The 20,438-nt window shown below is 29.1% G+C and carries 7 protein-coding genes; 2 read left to right on the top strand and 5 right to left on the bottom strand.

The window, feature by feature from the left end:
- The first annotated feature begins 134 nt into the window (after positions 1-134).
- Together V2E24_RS02995 and V2E24_RS02990 are read left to right on the top strand one after the other, a co-directional pair.
- A complete protein-coding gene (locus tag V2E24_RS02995) occupies positions 135-9,572 on the top strand; it encodes a hypothetical protein (RefSeq protein WP_330500945.1) in 9,438 nt (3,145 codons plus the stop codon).
- A gap of 191 nt (positions 9,573-9,763) precedes the next feature.
- Entirely contained in the window at positions 9,764-10,078 is a 315-nt protein-coding gene (locus V2E24_RS02990) for a hypothetical protein (RefSeq protein WP_330500944.1), read from the top strand.
- Between the two features lie 140 nt (positions 10,079-10,218).
- On the opposite strand, the gene argS is transcribed toward V2E24_RS02990, so the two are convergent.
- The 5 genes from argS to gpmI all read right to left on the bottom strand — a co-directional run bounded on the left by argS (position 10,219) and on the right by gpmI (position 20,211).
- Positions 10,219-11,904: an arginine--tRNA ligase gene (argS, locus tag V2E24_RS02985; RefSeq protein ID WP_330500943.1), complete on the bottom strand. Its 1,686-nt coding sequence runs from the start codon at positions 11,902-11,904 to the stop codon at positions 10,219-10,221.
- A gap of 145 nt (positions 11,905-12,049) precedes the next feature.
- A complete protein-coding gene (tuf, locus tag V2E24_RS02980) occupies positions 12,050-13,237 on the bottom strand; it encodes an elongation factor Tu (protein WP_330500942.1) in 1,188 nt (395 codons plus the stop codon).
- A 256-nt stretch (positions 13,238-13,493) separates the two neighbouring features.
- Positions 13,494-16,250, bottom strand: a complete 2,757-nt coding sequence (locus V2E24_RS02975; RefSeq protein WP_330500941.1) for a transglutaminase domain-containing protein — start codon at positions 16,248-16,250, stop codon at positions 13,494-13,496.
- Position 16,251: 1 nt separating this feature from the next.
- The gene (locus V2E24_RS02970; RefSeq protein ID WP_330500940.1) at positions 16,252-18,651 is read right to left on the bottom strand and encodes a hypothetical protein; all 2,400 of its coding nucleotides are present in this window, start codon (positions 18,649-18,651) and stop codon (positions 16,252-16,254) included.
- A 54-nt stretch (positions 18,652-18,705) separates the two neighbouring features.
- The gene (gene gpmI / locus V2E24_RS02965; RefSeq protein WP_330500939.1) at positions 18,706-20,211 is read right to left on the bottom strand and encodes a 2,3-bisphosphoglycerate-independent phosphoglycerate mutase; all 1,506 of its coding nucleotides are present in this window, start codon (positions 20,209-20,211) and stop codon (positions 18,706-18,708) included.
- Positions 20,212-20,438: the final 227 nt, after the last annotated feature.

Below are 20,438 nucleotides of genomic sequence, written 5' to 3'. Positions count from 1 at the left end.
ATTCTATAAATACACGCTTATATATATATATATATCAGTGATTATTTTCAATATATATAATGAAAGTGCACAAAAGACTTTTGTGATTTTAATCATAAATTTTTTTGATGCTTTTTAACTTATAAGGATAAAAAATGAAGAAAAATAAAAAGATTATTTTAACGGGGGTATTAGCTGGAATTGGCCTAACAGCTATGGCACCTTTTGTTGTATCTGCAAGCGAAAATAATGAAACTTCTGAAGTTTCAATTATTCAGCAGCAAATTAATCAATTTAAACAGCAAATCAGAGAGTTAATTGAACAAAAAATGTATAACGATTTTTTACCAGGATTAACTAATACACAAAAAGTATACTTACTTTCTAAATTGGACGACGTTACCGATTATAATTCTTTTGTTAACTTAAGAAAAGAAGTTTTAAAATTGTCTTTTGAGTCTATTCAAGCATATTCTAACTTGGTTGTTTTTACATTTGGGGGTAGTGAATTTTCACAAAATCAGAACACATTTAATACTCAAACAAATGATTCAATTAGCGGTGAATTTAATTCATATAAACTTTTACAAAACCCAGATTATTTATCTAATCAACAATATAGAATGGCTTTCGAAGGTTTTAAAAACAAAAATGAACAATTATGAAATGCATTTAAAAATACACAAGATTTAAGTACAACAGAAAAAATTAGTGAATTTTTAAATTCTGCTTATGAAAATTACGAAACTTTTAAAAATGCTGTGCTCGCTTTAGAAACTAATGACACGCAACCCACAGACCCTTTTAAATATTTAAAGTTATTATTTGTTAATGGTTCTTTATATGATCAAATGATTAACAATTTTACAATAAAGAATACAAATGGATATACCTTGAGCGGAGACCCCAATGTTTGACAATTTAATAACAGCGTAAATGTTTCTTCAGGTATTATTGTTGCCCAACTTACTTTGGTTATTGGTATGCTAGAAAATGAACAACAATTACTAGATTTTTATCAAACTGAAGCGTCTGAAGAACAACTGAATTTAGATCCTCAACCTAACGATATCGCGACTAAATTTTTATTTTATTTTAAGCAAAACGTCAATGTACCAGATTTAAATTTTTATACAAGATCAAGATCATTAAGTTCTACAAATACAACAGATAATCAAGTGACTTTTGCATCAACTTCTTTATACAACTATTTTAAATCTGCGTATCAACCATATTACAATTATGATATTAATTATTCTCAATCTACTAATACTCAATTATCCAACATTTACAATAATTCGTTGGTTTATTTAAATCAATATTTTAGTTATAAAGTATTTATAAATAATTATAACTTTAGACCAGAATATTCAGCCTTTGCGTTTAATATGTATAAAACAGGTTTAGGTTTAAATAAAAATCAAACATTTAAAATTTATACAAAAACAATAAATTCGCCTACAGATGTTACTGGTGGTAAAAACAACGAATCTGCAGCTTTAATAAATTTATCAGGAAGTCAAGGTAATATTCCTTTAACACGACCAAAAATATGAGGTAATTTTGCTAGTCTTTACCCAAGAAGTCAAAGTGATAGAAATGCATTAATAAACACGTTAAACGGTGATCAAGTATATCAGCAAAAAATTGAACAAATTAATACCGTTAAACAACAGCTACAAAATATAGTTGAACAAAACCCTAATAACCCAGGATTACTAAAATATTATAACGATGCAATAAATGAGTTAGAGCAGTCATCTCAAATGGTGAACTCAGCAACACTCGATAAATTGATTAATAAAGCTACAAACTATAATAATCAAGTTGAAGAATTTAAACAAATTATTGAATTAGAAAACGAAAAATCTTCAAACGAATCTAACTATAACGAAGCTTTGACCGATGAACAAAAACGAGAAATTGAATCAATAAAACAAACATTGGTAAATGGGAAAATAATTGAAAATAATCCAGAAATTCAATCATCTCTAACAGCTGCCATTGATAACGTTAAACTTTTACCAGAAATTAATGCAGCTAGACAAAAAGCACAATCAGACATTGATCAAGCCAAACAAAAATTACAAGAATATCAAAATCTTTTAACACCTGATCAATATAATGAATTAAACAAACAAATTCAAAACTTAGAAGCAACACTTCAAAGCAATACATTTACACCTGGAACTACTGATAATTCATCGTTAGCAGGTAATATAAACAATGGAATTTCTGCATTAGATCAAGCACTTGAGATTGCAAAACGGCAAAATGATGCTGCTGCACAAGAATTATCTGATTACAAACTACAAGCTTCTTCTAAAATAGATGAATTAATCCAAAGTGTTCAAACTAATCCTCATAGCTTATTAGATGAATCTCAAAAAGAAGAAATTATTAGAGAGTTGCAACAACAAAAAGATGCAATCAATTCTTCTCAAACACTCAACAGTGCACAAACAACATTTAATAATTCTGTGGTTAATGCAAATACATCAATTGCAAATAACACAATTGATAAATTGATTCAAAATGTTCAAGCTAATGATGATAATAAATTTAGCGCCGAGCAAGTTCAACAATTACTAGAAGAACTTGAAGCTCAAAAACAAAAAGCACAACAAGCCATTACAGATAACTCTACTAATCAAACACCTGAAACTACATTAACACAACAAATTTCTACAATTGTTGATGAAGCTAATGCTGCTGTGGCAAAAGTTGAAAATAAAAATACACTTGAGAAAGTTAAACAAACACTTGATTCCCTAAATTTACCACAAGCAAATCAAGATGATTTTTTAACACCAGAGCAACAACAAGATTTAAGAGATATTGAACAAAAAATATCTTCTGGACAAAATCTTTCTCCAGAAGATGAAAATAAATTAGAGGTTATTAGCAAAAATGTTAATGAATACGCTGCTATAACAAATGCAAAAAAAGAAATTCAAACCCTTTTAGATGCTCAAAGACCGCTTAACGATGATTACAATAGCTTTTTAGATCCAGAACAAAAAGAAGCTTTAAGTTCAGCATTACAAGAGGCTGAAAATGCAATAACAGATAATAATTTTACTCAAGGGCAAACTTCAGCTAATCAAAATGCTTTAGAAGCTTTAAAACGAGCAAAAAATTCACTTAACTCTGCTATAGAAACTGCTAAAAATATTTACGAACCAGCTTTAGCTAACTTAAGAGATCAAGTTACTTCAAGCATTAACGAGAGTTTACCACAAGCAATCAAAAACAGTTTAACAACAAGCGTAACTCAGGCAACTAATAAACAAAATTTAGAATCTCTACAACAATTAGCTAACGATTTATTAACTAAACAACAAAGTTTAGAGAGTGCTTTAGAACAAGGATTGCAAAAATACGAAGCTATCAAAGACAATTTAGATCAAAGTGATCCAAATGCATTGAACAATTATATAAGTACTTTAAAACAAGAAATTAGTTCATACACAGGAATACCACAAGAATTCCAAAGTTTTTTAGATGAAAAAACCACCGAATTACAAACTAAAATTAAATTAGCTGAATCTCAAGCTGCGTTTAATCCAGCTAATACACTTTATGAAGCATTAAAAGCTAATGATCAATTAACTCAAGAACAAAAAAATGTAGTTGTTACACCTGATCAAGTTTCAAAATTTGAACAAGCTAAAGAATTGATTCAAGAAAACACACCTTTAGATAGTGATCAAATTCAATTATTAAATACAATAAAAAACAATATCAATGAATTTAATGCACTACAAACACCTACAAAACAAATTGAAGATATTTTAAAAGAACAAGAGTCATTACAAGATAAATACTCACAATATTTAGAGGCTGAAGATTTACAAAACTACCAAAACGCACTTCAAGCCGCTCAGCAAGCACTTAGCGATAATGCATTCGTAAATGGGAACACAGGCAAAAACGAAGAATCCCTTGAAAATTTAAGCACCGCTAAAACAGCATTAGAACAAGCTGTACAAACCGCTAAACAAAAATATGAAGCCGCTAGCCAAGGGCAATTATCTTCAACTCAAAGAATTATCACTAATTCAGCTTTACCTCAAAGTGTTAAAGATGATTTAACACAACAAACTCAAGGTGAATTATCAAAAGAACAATTGCAAGCAATTGAACAAAAAGTCTCAAATTTAAGCCAAAAACAAAGTGAATTAAACAAAGCTTTAGAAGTAGCTAAAACTAAAGCTCAATCACTTCAAAACGATTTAACAGAAACTCAACTTAGTGCATTAAATGACTTCATTAATTCAACAGAAACACAGTTAAGTTCATTTAATCAAAATGCAACAGAGTACGAAAGTCTTTTAGAAAACAAAACAACCGATTTAGCTAACAAGATTGCTTTAGCTGATTCTCAAGCTGCGTTTAATCCTGCTAACCAAGCATATAACTCACTTAAACAAATGCAAGGAGTTGACACTAGCGCTGTAGTTGATTCAAGTCAAGAGCAAGAATTTAACACAATTAAAGGTTTAATTGAAAGCAATCAACCTATAAGTGAACAACAAAAACAATTGTTAACTACAATTAAAAATAATGTTGATGAATTTACTCAGCTTAATACACCTACAACACAAATGCAGCAAGCTATTAGCGAACAAGAGTCAAAATTAAATGAATATGCTCAATATTTATCTGATTCACAAATGCAAACTCTTAAACAAGCTTTAGCTGCGGCTAAAAACGCTCTAGAAGAAAATGCTTTTGTAAATGGTAATTCAAAGAAAAATATTGAATCACTTGGCAACTTAAACCAAGCACAGGAAACTTTACAAGACGCTTTAGATGAAGCTAAATCTCAATACGAAAAAGCAAGCGGTGATCAAAAAGCTGCTGTTAATGAAATTATTAACCAATCTAATTTACCTGAAAGTGTTAAAAACGCTTTAAGAGAAGAAGCTAATACAACCAACAAAGAAACACTAGAGAGTGTTAAAGAACAAACAAATACTCTTAACTCTAATTTAGCTGCTCTTAAAGATAAAATAAATGAAGATCAAAATTCATTCAACTCTATAGCTAATTCGCTAGAAACTCCACAAAAAGAAGCATTTACAGAAACAATTAAACAAATTAATAACGAATTGCAAAACTTTAGTGGTAACCCTGATCAGTATCAAGAGTTATTAGCCTTAAAACAAAAACAATTGCAAAACGCTTTAGATTTAGCACAAGATAATGCTCTAAACAATAACACTAAAAAAGCAATTGAAAAATTGAAACATTTAAATTTAAATGATGAACAAACTAACATTGTTATAACACTAGCTCAAAAACAAGAATTTAACGAGATTCAACATAAATTAAAAGAAAACCAAACGCTCACAAAACCACAAAAAGACTTGTTAAATGAAATTCAAAATAACATTCAACAATATATTAATATTTATAACCCTACTAAAGCTATGAATGAAGCAATTAGTGCTCAAGAAAAATTAGCTGATGATTATAGTAAATATTTAAATGAAGAACAACAAAGAAATTTAAATGAAGCTTTACAAGCTGCTAAAGATGCTTTAGAAGCAAATAAATTTATTAATAATTCTGACAACAACACAAGTGCTGCAACTAACTTGTTACAAGCGCAACAAACTTTAGAAAAAGCTTTAAATGATGCCAAAGAAATTTATGATGCTCAAAACCAAAATCAAAAAGATAGCGTTAGAAGTGAAATTGATTCAACTTTACCTACAAGTGTTAAAAATGATTTAAACGCACAAATTGATAGCGCAAATACTAAAGATGCATTAGATCAAATTAGCTCATTAAGTCAAAACTTATCAGCTCAACAAGCTAAATTAAATCAAGATTTTACAAAAGCGCAAGAAGAGTTTAATCAAATTAAAGATTCTTTAAGCGAAGCTCAAAAACAAAGATTTAATGATTTTGTTACTCAAACTCAACAACAATTAAAAGATTTTAGTGGCAGTGCGCAAGAATACCAAAGTCTTTTAGATACTAAAATAAACGATTTAGCTAAGGAATTATCTTTAGCTAAATCTAGTGCTGCTAACAATAAAGTTAACGAGGCAATTGATTCTTTAGATGATTTAGGTATTCCGCAAGAAGAAATATCCAAAGTTGTAACACCTGAACAACAACAGCAACTTAACACAATCAAAGAAAAATTGGCTAGCGGCAGTGCTTTAGATGAAGAAGAAAACCACTTACTTAAAACATTACAAGACAATGTTGAACAATTCAAAAACATCGACAAAACTCAAAATCAAATTAATGATGCAATTGCTCAACAAGAAAAAATTAATGAAGAATATGCTAAATATTTAACTCCAGAGCAAATGCAAGAGTTAAATGATGCTTTAGAAGTTGCTAAAGCTGCTGTGCAAAACAATAATTTTGAGAACGCAAACACAACTCACAACACTGAAGCGGCAAATAATTTAACACAAGCCCAAGAAACTTTAAATGAAGCAATAGCTAAAGCACAAGAGATATTTAATTCTAAAAATCAAGATCAAAAAGATAATGCTAAAGCTGCTATAGCTGATGATTTACCTCAAAGCATTAAACAAGCTTTAGAAAATGACATTAATGGAGCGCCAACAAAAGAACAAGTTGAAGCTATTAAACAACTAGCAGAACAATTATCAAAAGATATTGAACAAGCTAAAGAAAATGTAAATGAAGCCTTAGATGATTATTCAGATATTCAAAATAACTTATCTATAGCACAAAACGCACAAATTCAACAACAAATTAATAACGCTAAAAACGCTATTAATAATTATGATGGTGCCCCTCAAGATTATCCAAAATTTATCGAAGATACTCTTAAAGAATTAAACAAAAACATTGAAGTAGCTAAAATCAATGCTCAAATTAATGAACAAAAAGAATTGGCTCAAGATCAAGTACAAGCTAAAGAAAAAATTGATCAAGCTATTGAAAATACAAATAACAATGATCAATTAACTCCAGCTCAAAAACAAGAAATTATTAATAACTTAACAAAAGCTAAAGATGAGATTGATTCTGCACAAAATGCTGATGAAATTAATCAAGCTGTGGAACAGGCATTAACAAAACAAAATAAAGATACAGCTAAAGCACAAGTAGATAATTTAATTGATAAAGTTAATAATAATACAAACTTAAGTGAGCAACAAAAACAAAATATTGTAAGTGATTTACAAAAACAAAAAGATTTAATTGATAATTCTGAACAATCACAAATACCTTCAATTTTAGACAAAGCTAAAGTTATTGAAAATGTTGATACTCAAAAAGCACTTGTAGATAATGAAATTAATAATGTTCAAAATAATGACTTATTAACTCCAGCTCAAAAACAAGAGTTAATAGATAACTTAAACACAGCTAAAGATCAATTACAGCAAGCGCTTAATTCAAATCAAAACCCTTCTGCTGATCTAGCGCAAAGCGCTTTAGATTCAACTCAAACTAAAGTTGATGAGTTTAAAGAAACTAATAAAGGGCTAAATAACACTAAAGCTGACGCTAAAGATCAGTTAAACAACTTAATTAATTCAATTCAAAACAACGAAGAATTAACACCAACTCAAAAAGCTGAAATTATCAACAAGGTTAATGAAGCATTAAATAACATCAATAACGCTTCAGAAATTCCTAATGTTGAACAAATTGCCACAGAAGCTAAAAACCAAGCTAATAAAGCTTTAGAAGCTGACAAATCTCAAAACACTGAATTAAACAGCGCTAAAAACTCAGCTAAAGAAGAAATTCAACAACTTATTAATAACATTCAAGCAAACGAACAATTAACTTCAGCTCAAAAACAAGAATTAGCAAATAAATTACAAGAACAAATCAATAACTTAAATAACGCTGAAAACAACACAGATGTGCAAAATACATTGCAACAAGCTAAAAACTTAGCTAGTGAAGAATCACAAGCTAACATTAAATTAAACAATGACAAAAACCAAGCACAACAACAAGTTAATCAGCTTATTGAAAGTGTTAAAAATAACCCTAATTTAAGTGAATCACAAAAACACGAAATTATAAATGAGTTAAATAACACTAAAGAGCAAATTCAAAACGCTAAAGATAGCGATTCAATAAACTCAAGTGTTGAAAAAGCTAAAGCAGTTGAAAACATCGAAACTCAAAAAGCACTTGTAGATAATGAAATTGATAAAATCCAAAACAATGACTTATTAACACCAGCTCAAAAACAAGAGTTAATCAACGCTCTTAACAACACTAAAGACAAATTAGATCAAGCACTAGAAAACAACACTAGCGTAGAAGATAATTTAACTGCTCAATCTTTAGAATCAGCGGAAAATAAAGTGCAAGAATTTAAAGAAACTAACAAAGACTTAAACGAAAATAAAGCTAATGCTAAAGATCAGTTAAACAACTTAATTAATTCAATTCAAAACAACGAAGAATTAACACCGACTCAAAAAGCGGATATCATTAACAAAATCAAAGAAGCTATTAATGATATTAACAATTCTGCTGATATTCAAAACGTAGCTCAAATTACTAAAGACTCTGCTCAAAGCGCTAATAATTCAGTTCAAAATGATAAAGAAACTAATATTCCACTTAATAACGCTAAAGAAGAAGCTAAAGCAGAAATTGATAAATTATTAGAACAAATCAACAATAATCCAAACTTAAGTGAACAACAAAAACAAAACTTAAGCACTCAAGCACAAGAAATCAAAGACACACTAAATAATCAAGAGATTATTCCTGATGTTAACAGAGTTGTGCAAGAAGCTAAAGAAAACTTAGCAAAAGCACAAGAAAGTGATCAAGCGCTTAATAGTGCTAGAGAAAAATTCTTAGATGCGTTAGATAATATTGAGCAAAGCATTAATCAACAAAATGATTTAACCCCAAATCAAAAACAAAGCTTAAGTGAAGTAGTTAACACTGAAAAAGCTAAAGTTGATCAAATCAACAACTTTAGTGATGTTGATGTCATGGTTGAGGCAATAAAAGCTAAAATAACAAGCTTAATAGCTCAAGAAATTGTTAAAAACAGAGAATTAAATATTGAAAAAGCTAATGTTGATAACAAAATTGAAGACATAATCAAATCAATTAGTGACAATAAATATTTAAATGAAACTCAAAAACAAGAAATTATCAACAACATCAAACAAAAACAACAACAAGCGCATGAGTCTAACACTTCAGAACAATTACAACAACAATTACAAAACATTTACAACTACGTTAACTCAAATGAGGTTAAAGGTCTAGAAGTAAATAATGCTAAAGATAAATTAGTTAATGAAATTAATGATTTAATCGAAAAAGAAATTAAACAAAATCCTAACTTAAGTGAAGAACAAAAACAACAATTAGAAAAACAAGTTAATGATTTAATAAACCAAAACATCAAGGATGCAAATTCACTTTCATCATTAAAAGAAATTCAAAATAAACTTGAACAAGAAATTAGTCAATTATTACCTCAAAAATCACAAACTGGTTCTCCATCTAAAGTCGCTTTAATTGTTGGTATTTCAATTATTGCTATCGCCTTAAGTTTAGGAACATACGGAATTTACTTATTAGCTAAAAAACGTAGAAAATAATTAAGTAAAAAAAGAAACTAAGAATAACTTAGTTTCTTTTTTTGCGCTTTAGCTAGCTTAAGTAATTTAGGTTTAAGAATTAAATTGATCAAATTAGTAAATAAATGCTATAAAAAACCAAGACATGAGTCTTGGTTAAAAAATAAAAAGGAAATTAGCATTTACATTCTTGAGCGCATGAGCAGCTTGATTTGTCAGAAGCACATTTTTCTTTTGAACAAGATTGTACAGCTTTAGAATCGCAAGAAGATTCACATTTATCTTTTGAACATTCTTCTGCTTTTTTGTCACATGTTTTAGCCATTGTGCATTCGCTTTTACTTTCACATGATTTTGATAAAGAACAATCTTTTTTATCTTTATCACATGAACTTTGCATTGAACATGATTTTTCTTTTGAACATGATTTTTCCATATTTAATTCTCCTTTTTTAGCGCAGAGTTTGCAAGAGAATAATCTTTTTTCAGTATCACAAGATTTTCCAAGTAAACAACTTCGTTTTTAATATATTGGTAAAAAATAATATTAATTTCTCATCACAAATACCGAAGAAATCAATATCATTCTTCCGTTTAATATTATAGCACTCAAAAAACAAAAAAATTAAAAAATGGTTATTTTTTTAACGAAAATTAACTTTTTTGGTTACATCTGTTCGGGGGCACTAACACCAATTAACTCTAAACCAACTTTTAAAATATTTTTAGTAGCTTGGGTTAAACTTAGCAGCGCTGCTTCATTTTTAGAACCTATAATTTTGTGTTCTGAATAAAAACTGTTGTATAAGTTTGAAAGAGTAACTAAATAAGTGGGCATAAGCTGAATTTTATTAGTTTGGACAATCGCTTTAATAGTTTCACTAAAAGAATCTAAATGTAAAATTAACTTAGCCATTTTAGGATATAAGTTAAATTCTTCGTCATAATTATAATTAAATTCACCAGCTTTTTTAAGCACAGATGTTGCGCGTGAATGGGCATATTGAACACTAAAAACAGGGTTGTTCTGATCTAGAGAATTACTTTTATCAATATCAAAATCAAATTTTGTGTTAGCATCTCTAGTTACCATCATAAATCTAACGGCATCTTTTGAAGAAGCTTCTAATAAATCAGCTAAAGTAACACTGGTTCCTGCTCTTTTAGACATTTTAAATTCTTGTCCATCTTTAATTAATCTAACTAACTGAACAATTAAAACATCTAATAGTTGCTTAGGATAACCTAAACATTGTAATGCAATACTCATTCTTGCAACATAACCTGAGTGATCAGCTCCTCAGATGTTGATTAATTTACTTGAGTGCTGCATTTTTTGTAAATGGTAGGCAATATCAGGAGTGAAATATGTAAGTGTGTTGTCACTTTTAATTAAAACACGATCTTTATCATCACCAAAATCACTAGTTTTAAGGAATAAAGCACCTTCACTCATATATGTGTATTTCTTTAACTTTTCTAAAGTAGCTTCGATTTGTCCACTGTTTTTAATAGCTAATTCAGAAGAAAATTTGTCAAAAACAACACCAAATTCTTCTAAATCTTGACGAATTTTATTTAAAAGAAAATCAACGCAAACATTTCTAAATTCTCATCTTTTTTGGTCAAAATCATTCATAAAATAATCATTATATTTTTGTTTGATTTCAATTGCTAAATTAATAATATCACTTCCTCTATAACACTCTTGAGGCATTGGTAAATTTATATTAAACAACTCAAAATAACGTACTTTTGCTGATTCTACTAAATTTTCAATTTGATTTCCTGCATCATTAACATAATACTCAGCCACAACTTTTTCTCCATAAAAACGCTTAATTCTTATTAAAGTATCACCAATAGCTGCTCCACGAGCGTGTCCTACGTGTAAAGAACCTGTTGGGTTAGCTGAAACGTATTCAACATTAATAGGCTTAATAGTTTCATCTCAAATAATTTGATTTGATCCATAAGCTTCTTGTGATTCTAAAATGTTATTTAAAACGTATGCATAAGCAACATTAGTAAAACTCATATTAATAAAACCAGGTGCCGCTATATCAACATATTGGAATAACTTTTGATTATTAAGGGTTAATTTTGAAAGTTTGTCACTTATTAACTGAGCTAATTGTAAAACATTTATTTTTGTATATTTTTTAAGTATAAACGCAATATTAGTAGCATATTCGTATGTTTTTTCACTTGCGTTATTGATGTTGGGTTCACTTAAATTGAAACTCAAGTCATTAAAATCAAAATCACTTTCAAAGATGTTATCTTCTTTTAACTCTAACGTGATTTTTTGTAGTTTATCTCTTAAAAGTGAATTTAAACTATTATTTTGCATTTTTTCTCCTTAGTATTTATTTTGTATCAAAATAAATGTACCCTAATTTTACCATTTTGCCCATTTTATATTGCTTTTAAATTAAAAAAGTTAGTACCTTAAAGATACTAACTTGATATATTATAAATTATTGTAGTTGAATCAATTATTTAATAATTTTTGTAACTGATCCAGCTCCAACTGTACGTCCACCTTCACGGATAGAGAATTTTGTTCCCTCTTCAACGGCGATAGGAGCGATTAATTTAACTTTTAAGTTAACGTTTTCTCCTGGAACAACCATTTCACGTCCAGCTTCAAATTCAACTCCACCTGTTACGTCTGTTGTACGGAAGTAGAATTGTGGTTTATAGTTTTTAAAGAATGGTGTGTGACGTCCACCTTCTTCTTTTTTAAGAACATAGATAGCAGCTTCGAATTCTGTGTGAGGAACGATTGAACCTGGTTTAGCTAAAACTTGTCCACGTTCAACATCTTCACGGTTAATTCCACGTAATAATAACCCTGCGTTATCTCCAGCCATAGCTTCTTTTAAGTTTTTACGGAACATTTCGATTCCTGTAACAACTGTTTTACGTGTAGGTTTTAATCCAACGATTTCAACTTCTTCGTTTAATGTTAATTTTCCACGTTCAACACGTCCTGTTGCAACAGTTCCACGTCCTGTAATTGTGAATACGTCTTCAACAGCCATTAAGAATGGTTTGTCAAATTCTTTAACAGGAGTTTCAATGTATGTATCAACAGCGTTCATTAATTCCATAATAGCTTCTTCGTATTTTGCATCACCTTCTAAAGCTTTTAAAGCAGAACCACGAACAACTGGAGCATTATCTCCATCAAATCCATATTCTGATAATAATGATCTAACTTCCATTTCAACTAAGTCGATCATTTCATCTTCACCTTCTAACATATCTACTTTGTTTAAGAAAACAACGATACGAGGAACACCAACTTGTTTAGATAAAAGAATGTGTTCACGTGTTTGAGGCATAGGTCCATCTGTAGCAGCAACAACTAAGATAGCTCCATCCATTTGAGCTGCTCCAGTAATCATGTTTTTAACGTAGTCAGCGTGACCTGGACAGTCTACGTGAGCGTAGTGACGAGCTTCTGTTTGGTACTCAATGTGTGATGTGTTAATTGTAATTCCACGTGCTTTTTCTTCTGGTGCATTATCAATAGAAGCGTAATCACGAGCTTCAGATAATCCTTTTTTTGATAAAACTGTAGCAATAGCAGCTGTTAAAGTTGTTTTACCGTGGTCAACGTGTCCGATGGTTCCAACGTTAACGTGTTCTTTACTACGATCAAAATCTAATTTTGCCATAATATTTTCCTTTCATTTTTTATGTAATTATTTGTTTTAGCGCTAAAACCAACCAAAGTCTAGCCTTTCAACTAGATCCTATCCATTAGCCCTAATAAATAGCATATATATTTTACCAAAAAAATTTTTAATCTTATTTTTATGGAATTAAAAATCAATACGCTATCAAAGCAATAAAACTTGTAATTATTTTAACAAAAACATGGTTTTTTTAAAATATTTTTACTTAAGTGAAATTTCAATAAATTTAACTTTTTTATAGTGCTTTTGGTTTTGTAAAATCTCCGCCAGTAGCCATTGAGGCATACTCTTGTTCATTTAATTTTTGAACTTTTTCTAAGAATGTAGCCATAGCAGCTCCGCTATAAAGTGAAGGCGAGGCTGATCATCTACCTTGTTGGATTGCAAAGTGTGAATTTAAATTATTTAATGCTTCGTGTTCATAACCTCTAAAGTGTGAATAATAATCAGTACCTACAGGTCATAAAACCAAAGCAACTAACATTGCGCTTCTACCGTGAATCATAGTGTTTTCTACCATCCCAATTGGTCCGATTCAATTTCAAGTAGGATCAAAGGTTAGTCATGTTTTTAAATCATTTGATCATATTTGTGCTCATGCATGATCAATAGTGTCACTGCTTCAACCATCAACTTTTTGCAAAGCATTACCAATAATTACTCTTGTAACCATTCCTGCTCTTTGAGCCATAACTGCAAAAAGATTAGCAAAATTACCACAAACACCCATCAAATGAGTAAAAGTACCATCAATAGTGTGTCCGTATGCATAATCAAAAGTATAGTGCATATTTTGTGAAATTCACTGACTTATGGCTGTAGCTTTTTCATAATCAGTTGATAAATCTTTAGTTAGTTTTGCTATAACCTCGTCCATTAATTTTGAAGGGTTGTATCAGTTTTTGTTAAATCCATCAGTCTCTAGCGATCCATCTCCATTAGTAGAGGCTGCTAAAAAGCTATTACCTTTTCAAGATGTATCAAAAACTTCATTTCAATTTTTTTGGTTTGTCACATCTAAACTCACCAATCCATTTTGTGTGATTTTGTAATTATAAATTTGGACACTATCATGGTGAGTTTTTTGTTCTTGGTTTTTGATTCTGTTATTGTCATTAACAACATTAAAATAATAACCAATATCACGTGGTTTAACTATTTGAATTTCAAGTTGGTCATCTAAATTTCACTTAAGTTGTTGAAGAATTTGTGCGTTTTCTTCAAGAGTTTTGGAAGTGTCTAAAGTTACACTTTGTAATGGGTTTTTACCAAAAACGCTTAAGATCATCTTTAAACTCTGGTTTTTGTCATTTAGCAGTTTCTGACTTGAGTTTTCAATGTGGTCATTATAAACATTATCTTGAGTTTGTCATGAAAAAGGAATGTTGCTTTGGTTCATTTTAAAGGAGTTGTTAACCTGATCTAAAGCCACTTTAAATTTAAGTGATTCTTTTTTGAAGTGTACATCAAAAAAGAAGTTACTTTTATTAATTAAATCTTGACCTCTTGCATGTGAATAGTATGGCATTGACACACCATCACTTAAGATTAATAAATCTTGAGTTGTAAGATTAGAATTAGGTAAAGAAAAATAAAAATTACCAAATTTGTCTGTTTGAATATCGTAATTAGTATCTTTAACACTTAAGATAATGTTTGAATTAGGTGTTGCTACACCTTTAACTGTCAATGTGTTATTTGAATCTAAAATAAGATCTGGTTGAAATATTTGTGTAAAAGGTAGTAATTGATCTTTTTTGACTATAAAAAAGTTAGCATTGTTTTTTTCTTTTGAGACTGAAATGTTAATGTTGTAAAGATTATTTAAATTGTTAAAGTTTTGATATTCAAATTGATTATCGTAATTTGAGCTGATGCTGTAGCTAATTTTTGATGTGTCTACATCTTTAAAACCAATTATGTCATTATTGGCATAAGTAAGTGTTTGTAAATCCAAATTACGATTAATTTTATATTCTTGCAATTGTTTTGAAGTTTGTGAAAAATGCTGCATCAGTGCAAAAGTTTGGTTATTTGATTGATGTGATTGAATTTTTTTGGTTTTTATTTGATTATTTTGTTTATCAAAATAAATAATAGCTTTATTATCATCATTAGTAGTTAAATTGAACGAGTAAGTTGATAAATCATTAGAATTAAAAGCTATTGGCATTTGTGAGTATCTTAATTTTTTAAATGGTGCTTGTTTATCATTAATCTCTTTTTTGTCTCTAAAAATGTCATCACCTTCATAAAAATCATTATGGTTTAATTCGCTTATAGAAGGAACAAAACTTCTAATTACTCATTTTTGTTGGTCAAACGCATATGTGTAGACAACTTGATTTTGAATGATATTGGCAACGTGGTTAATTATTTTGCTGTAATTATTACTAAAGTCAAACGGAGCTTTTTGATAGTCTTTGTTTCATTTAGTAAATGGTGGCATCTTTAGCGCATAACGATAAGTAAACATATTGTTACTAAAAGCATTATCACCCAATACTAAAAGGTTTTTTGGTAAATTTACTTCTTGTAAAAAATTATTCGCAAAAGCAGCTTTTTCAATGTGGGTTATGGAATTGGCAAAAGTTACACTTTCAATGTCTTTTTGAAAAAAACTGTAAGCACCCAATCTTTTGATTGTGTATGTTTGTCCGTTTATTTGTACTTGAGAAGGAATTGTTAAATTAACTTCACTACCTAAATAATTAGCGACTAACGCTTCATTTTTATCGTTAACATAAAGATTAAATTGATCATTTTGGACGTTAGTGTTAAATGAGTCTAAATCTGGATCCTCACTTTTTTGAATTAATAATTGTTGATTAATTGTTGTTGAAGTTAAGTTATTTAAATTATCTTGAAGATTTTCATTTGTGTTTTTTTGAATTGTTTGTGTGCTGGTATTAAGTGAAAAAGTTGAGGCAAAAGCTACCACAGAAGTGAATGTGGCTATAGTTAAACTAATAATTTTATTTTTCTTTTTCATATTATTTACTTCTTTCTATGGTTTTACCGTTAGTTATATTAACAACATAAACAGGTGATCAACCATTAATATTAAGACCTGTTTCAGTTAAACCTTCAACAAAACAAATATATTCTTTTGTTATAGATGGATCTACTTTTTGAGTGTATCTCGTTCTTAAATAATAATTGTTTTCGCCTTTAAGTAAGACTTTTTGGCCATCAACTATTTCGTATCATTGGTACTTATAGTATGTATTAATTCCGCTTGTGTTAAATGGATCTACAGCTATGCGATAAAAATGATCTACTAAAACATTTGTTTCTTTTGGTTTTAAATTTTCGAAGTTAACTTTAGCCTCTTGAGCTATTTTTACTAATTGGTATTGCCCAAAATCACTTGTAAATGAGTTTAAACTAATTTGTTTTAACGCATTTATGTGGTTGTTTTTATATTTTGATTTGATGTTTGAGTTAGCAATATTAATTTCTATACCAATAAAATTACTTTGATGTTTTTTGATATATTCACTCACGTTAAAATTAAATACTCACTTAATAACCCCATCTTGCCCAACGCTTAAATTATTAGTTGAAAAACTATTATTATCAACAAAATAAGGAGTGTAAATTTTAAATACATCACCCTTGTTTATAGATACATGCGGATCATTTTCTCTAATAATTAATGATCTGTTAGAGTTATTTTGTAAATTTAGAATGATTTGATTATTTTGATCTATTTCAACATTTTTAAAAATGAATTGATCAACTTCAAAAACTCTAAATTCATCTGTAGGTATCTTAATTAATTCATTAATTAAATCTAAGTTATTTGAAAAATAACTATTTAGTGTATTAATTTGTGCTTGTTTAGAAGTTTTAAATTCTTTTAATAATTCATTAGCTTTAGCAAATTGTTCGTTGTTAAGTTTTTCTCTAAATACTAAAACGTTTGAAAATAATGTTGGTGTATTTCAATTATCACTTGCTTCAACTTTCAAGCGTAAAGCTACGTTAAAGTCTGCGTTCAAGCTAAATTGGTAATTTACACTATTAGAGTCGGCAATATCTACTCAATTGTTATCGACAATTTTTTGTCATGTGTATTTTAAGTTTTGTTTGTCTAAATTTGTATTAAGACTTGAGGTTACATTATTTTGTTGGTGTACATCAACATAATAAATATTAGCAAAAGTAGGATTTGCAAAATCTATTGCTAATTCAGACATATAAATACGATTATTTAAAATTAGTTTGTTAGAAATTACTTGTTTGTTTTTGAAAGTACCAACTAATCTAACCTCTAAAGTTTCAGCAGCTTTGATGTTTGTAACTTCTAAAATATTGTTGAAATTAGGATAATCTACTCAGTTATTTTGTGCATCTAAAGTTTGTCATGTTAAATTAGTAAATTTACTTGAATCGTAATTGGCGCTGATTGATACTTTTTGATTTTGATTAGCTACAGAATAAACTTGATATGGATTTATTTTTGTATTTGTGTAAGCGATGCTAATTTTTGGAAGCGGTTGCACATCTAAATTTATTATGTATTGTTTTTGATTAGAGTCTACAACTTTTAAACTAAAAAATTGTGGATATTTTGTATTAAGTGTGTATGAGTTTGAATTATTTTGATTAACTAATAACTCATAATCTTGCCCAATTAATGTAAATCATTGTGGATTTGAAAGATTTAAATTTGATAAGTCAATTGTTACATTATCACCTACAAACAACTCATATGAATCATCTGAATAATTGTGCTTAATTGAGTTGATTATAATTTGAGGTTCTGCAATAACAGGAGTTGTTTTAGTTGTTTGAGGATTAGGATTTTCTAAAGTGTGATTGTCGCTAGTTGTTGGCGTGTTATTTGCTGTGGTCGCTTGATTATTGTGTTCTTGATTTTCTGGTCTTTTTGTATCAGTGCTTGTATGTGTTGAGTGATGTGTTTGGTTTGTAGATTCATCTTTAGTTGTGTTTTGATTATTATTTTCGTGTGTTTGTGGTGTTTTTGGAGTATCAACTTTATTTGTTTGTTCTTTTTCTTTAGTGTTATCGCTTGTGTGAGTGTGGGTTTGACTAGAGTCTGAAATGTCTTTTTCACTGTTTTGAGTATTAGTGTTTGTATTTTGATGTGTGGTGGTTGCTTGTGTGTTGTGCTGAGATTCTTGTGTGTTACTTTGATTTTGATTTGGATTTAGTTGATTATCTGTTGTATTGTTTTGTGTATCTTTATCTGGTTGAGTTTGATTATCTGTTTGAGATGTTGAGTCATTATTTTGGTGTGATTGAGCTTGGTTTGAATTATTGTTTCTTCTTTGAGCTACGATAATTCCGCTAACCCCAGCACCTATAGCTAAAGCTGCTACACCTATGGAAATGGAAGTTACTAAAACGATTTTATTTCTTTTCATAATACCTCTATAAAAACAAAAAACCGTTTTTAAATTTAAAAACGGTTATATAAACTATTTAATGATTAAACTTTCTTCATCCATTTCTTTAGGTTTTGCAACATTAATATAGTCTAAAACAGTTGGTGCGATATTAGCTAATTTTCCATCTTTTAATTTAAGTGATTTGTCGTTTGTTATTAACATTACAGGGCTTTTGGTATGTTTTGTTGCTGGATTACCATTTTCATCTTCAGTAATTTCAGCGTTACCATGATCCGCAGTAATAAAAATTGTAATGTCGTTAGCATTAGCTCATTCTAAAATTCTACCAATTTGTTTATCTAATCACTCAACTGCAACAATAGTTGATTTTAAATTCCCTGTGTGTCCAACCATATCTGGATTGGCAAAGTTCATAATTGTCACATCAAAGTCTTTAGCGTTAGCTATTAATGCATCAGTGATTCCTTCAGCACTCATTTTTGGAGCGTCTGCGTATGAATCAACTTTTAAAGAGTCAACCAAAATTCTTTCTGAATTTTCAAAGTTAATGTCATTTCCACCATCCATAAAGAAAGTAACGTGTGCATATTTTTGAGTTTCAGCGATTCTAAGTTGTTTTTTGTTAGCTAATTCTAAAACTCTTCCAATTGGCATGTTAATAATCATTTCATCAAAAGCAACAATTGTGTTTAAACCTTCATATTTCATCATTGAAACAAATTTGTTGATTTTAACTGGATGTTGTGGTTTAAAATCGTATAAATCGCTACCGATAAAGCAGTGTGTAAGTTGTCTTGCTCTATCTGGACGGAAATTGAAGAAGATAATTGAATCTCCATCTTTAACAAAATCTTTTTTATCTAAAGATGAGTTAATTGAAGGCACAAAAAACTCATCGCTAACATTATTTTTATATGATTCCTCAACAAAATCTAATATATTGTCAAAAGTTGAATTACTATTTCCTAATAAAGCTTCGTAGTGTTTTTCTACTCTATCGAACATTTTATCTCTGTCCATACCATAGAAACGCCCACCAATAGAAGCTATTTTATACCCATATTTATTTGTTAATTCAACTAATTTTTCAAGTGATTCTTTAATTGAACGAGGTGCTACATCTCTACCGTCCCCAAAAACATGAACGCTAACGTTTTTAACACCATGTTCGTGAGCCGCTTCAATTAATCTAAATAAATGTTCATCTAAAGAGTGAACACCACCAGGACTTAAAAGTCCCATTAAATGAAGTGTTGAATTATTCTTTTTAACATCTTCAAAAGCTTCTAAAAAAGCTGGGTTGTTTTGATATGAACCATCTTTTAAAGCTTTTGAAATTAATGATAAACCAGTATAAACAACAGTTCCAGCACCAATGTTTAAATGTCCTACTTCAGAGTTACCCATTTGTGAGGCTGGAAGTCCAACATACTCACCAGAAGCTTGAATAACACTGTGAGGATATTCACTAAATAATTTATCAAAAGTTGGTGTGTTTGCTAATGCAAAAGCATTACCTTGAGTTTCTTTTCTAAGTCCTAGTCCATCTATAACTATTAAAACTACTTTTTTCATTATTTCTCCTATTATTATTAATATTTAAATTTTATAATTTTTTAAGATAAAAATGTAAATTATCTTACAAAAACAAAAATAAACTAAGATAGTAAAAGACAGCCATTTATTATCAACTTTTACTATCTTAGTTTGTAACTTTAGTTTTTTATTTAACAACAATTGCAAAATTATTAAAAAGTATTAAAATTAATTAATATACAAACAAAAGATAAAATTCTTTTGTT

This window comes from Mycoplasmopsis ciconiae, from assembly GCF_036350065.1.
GTDB classification, from domain to species: Bacteria; Bacillota_I; Bacilli_A; order Mycoplasmatales; family Metamycoplasmataceae; genus Mycoplasmopsis; species Mycoplasmopsis ciconiae.
The sequence above is the reverse complement of the archived record's forward strand: the minus strand, read 5'-3'. Positions and strand labels throughout refer to the sequence as shown.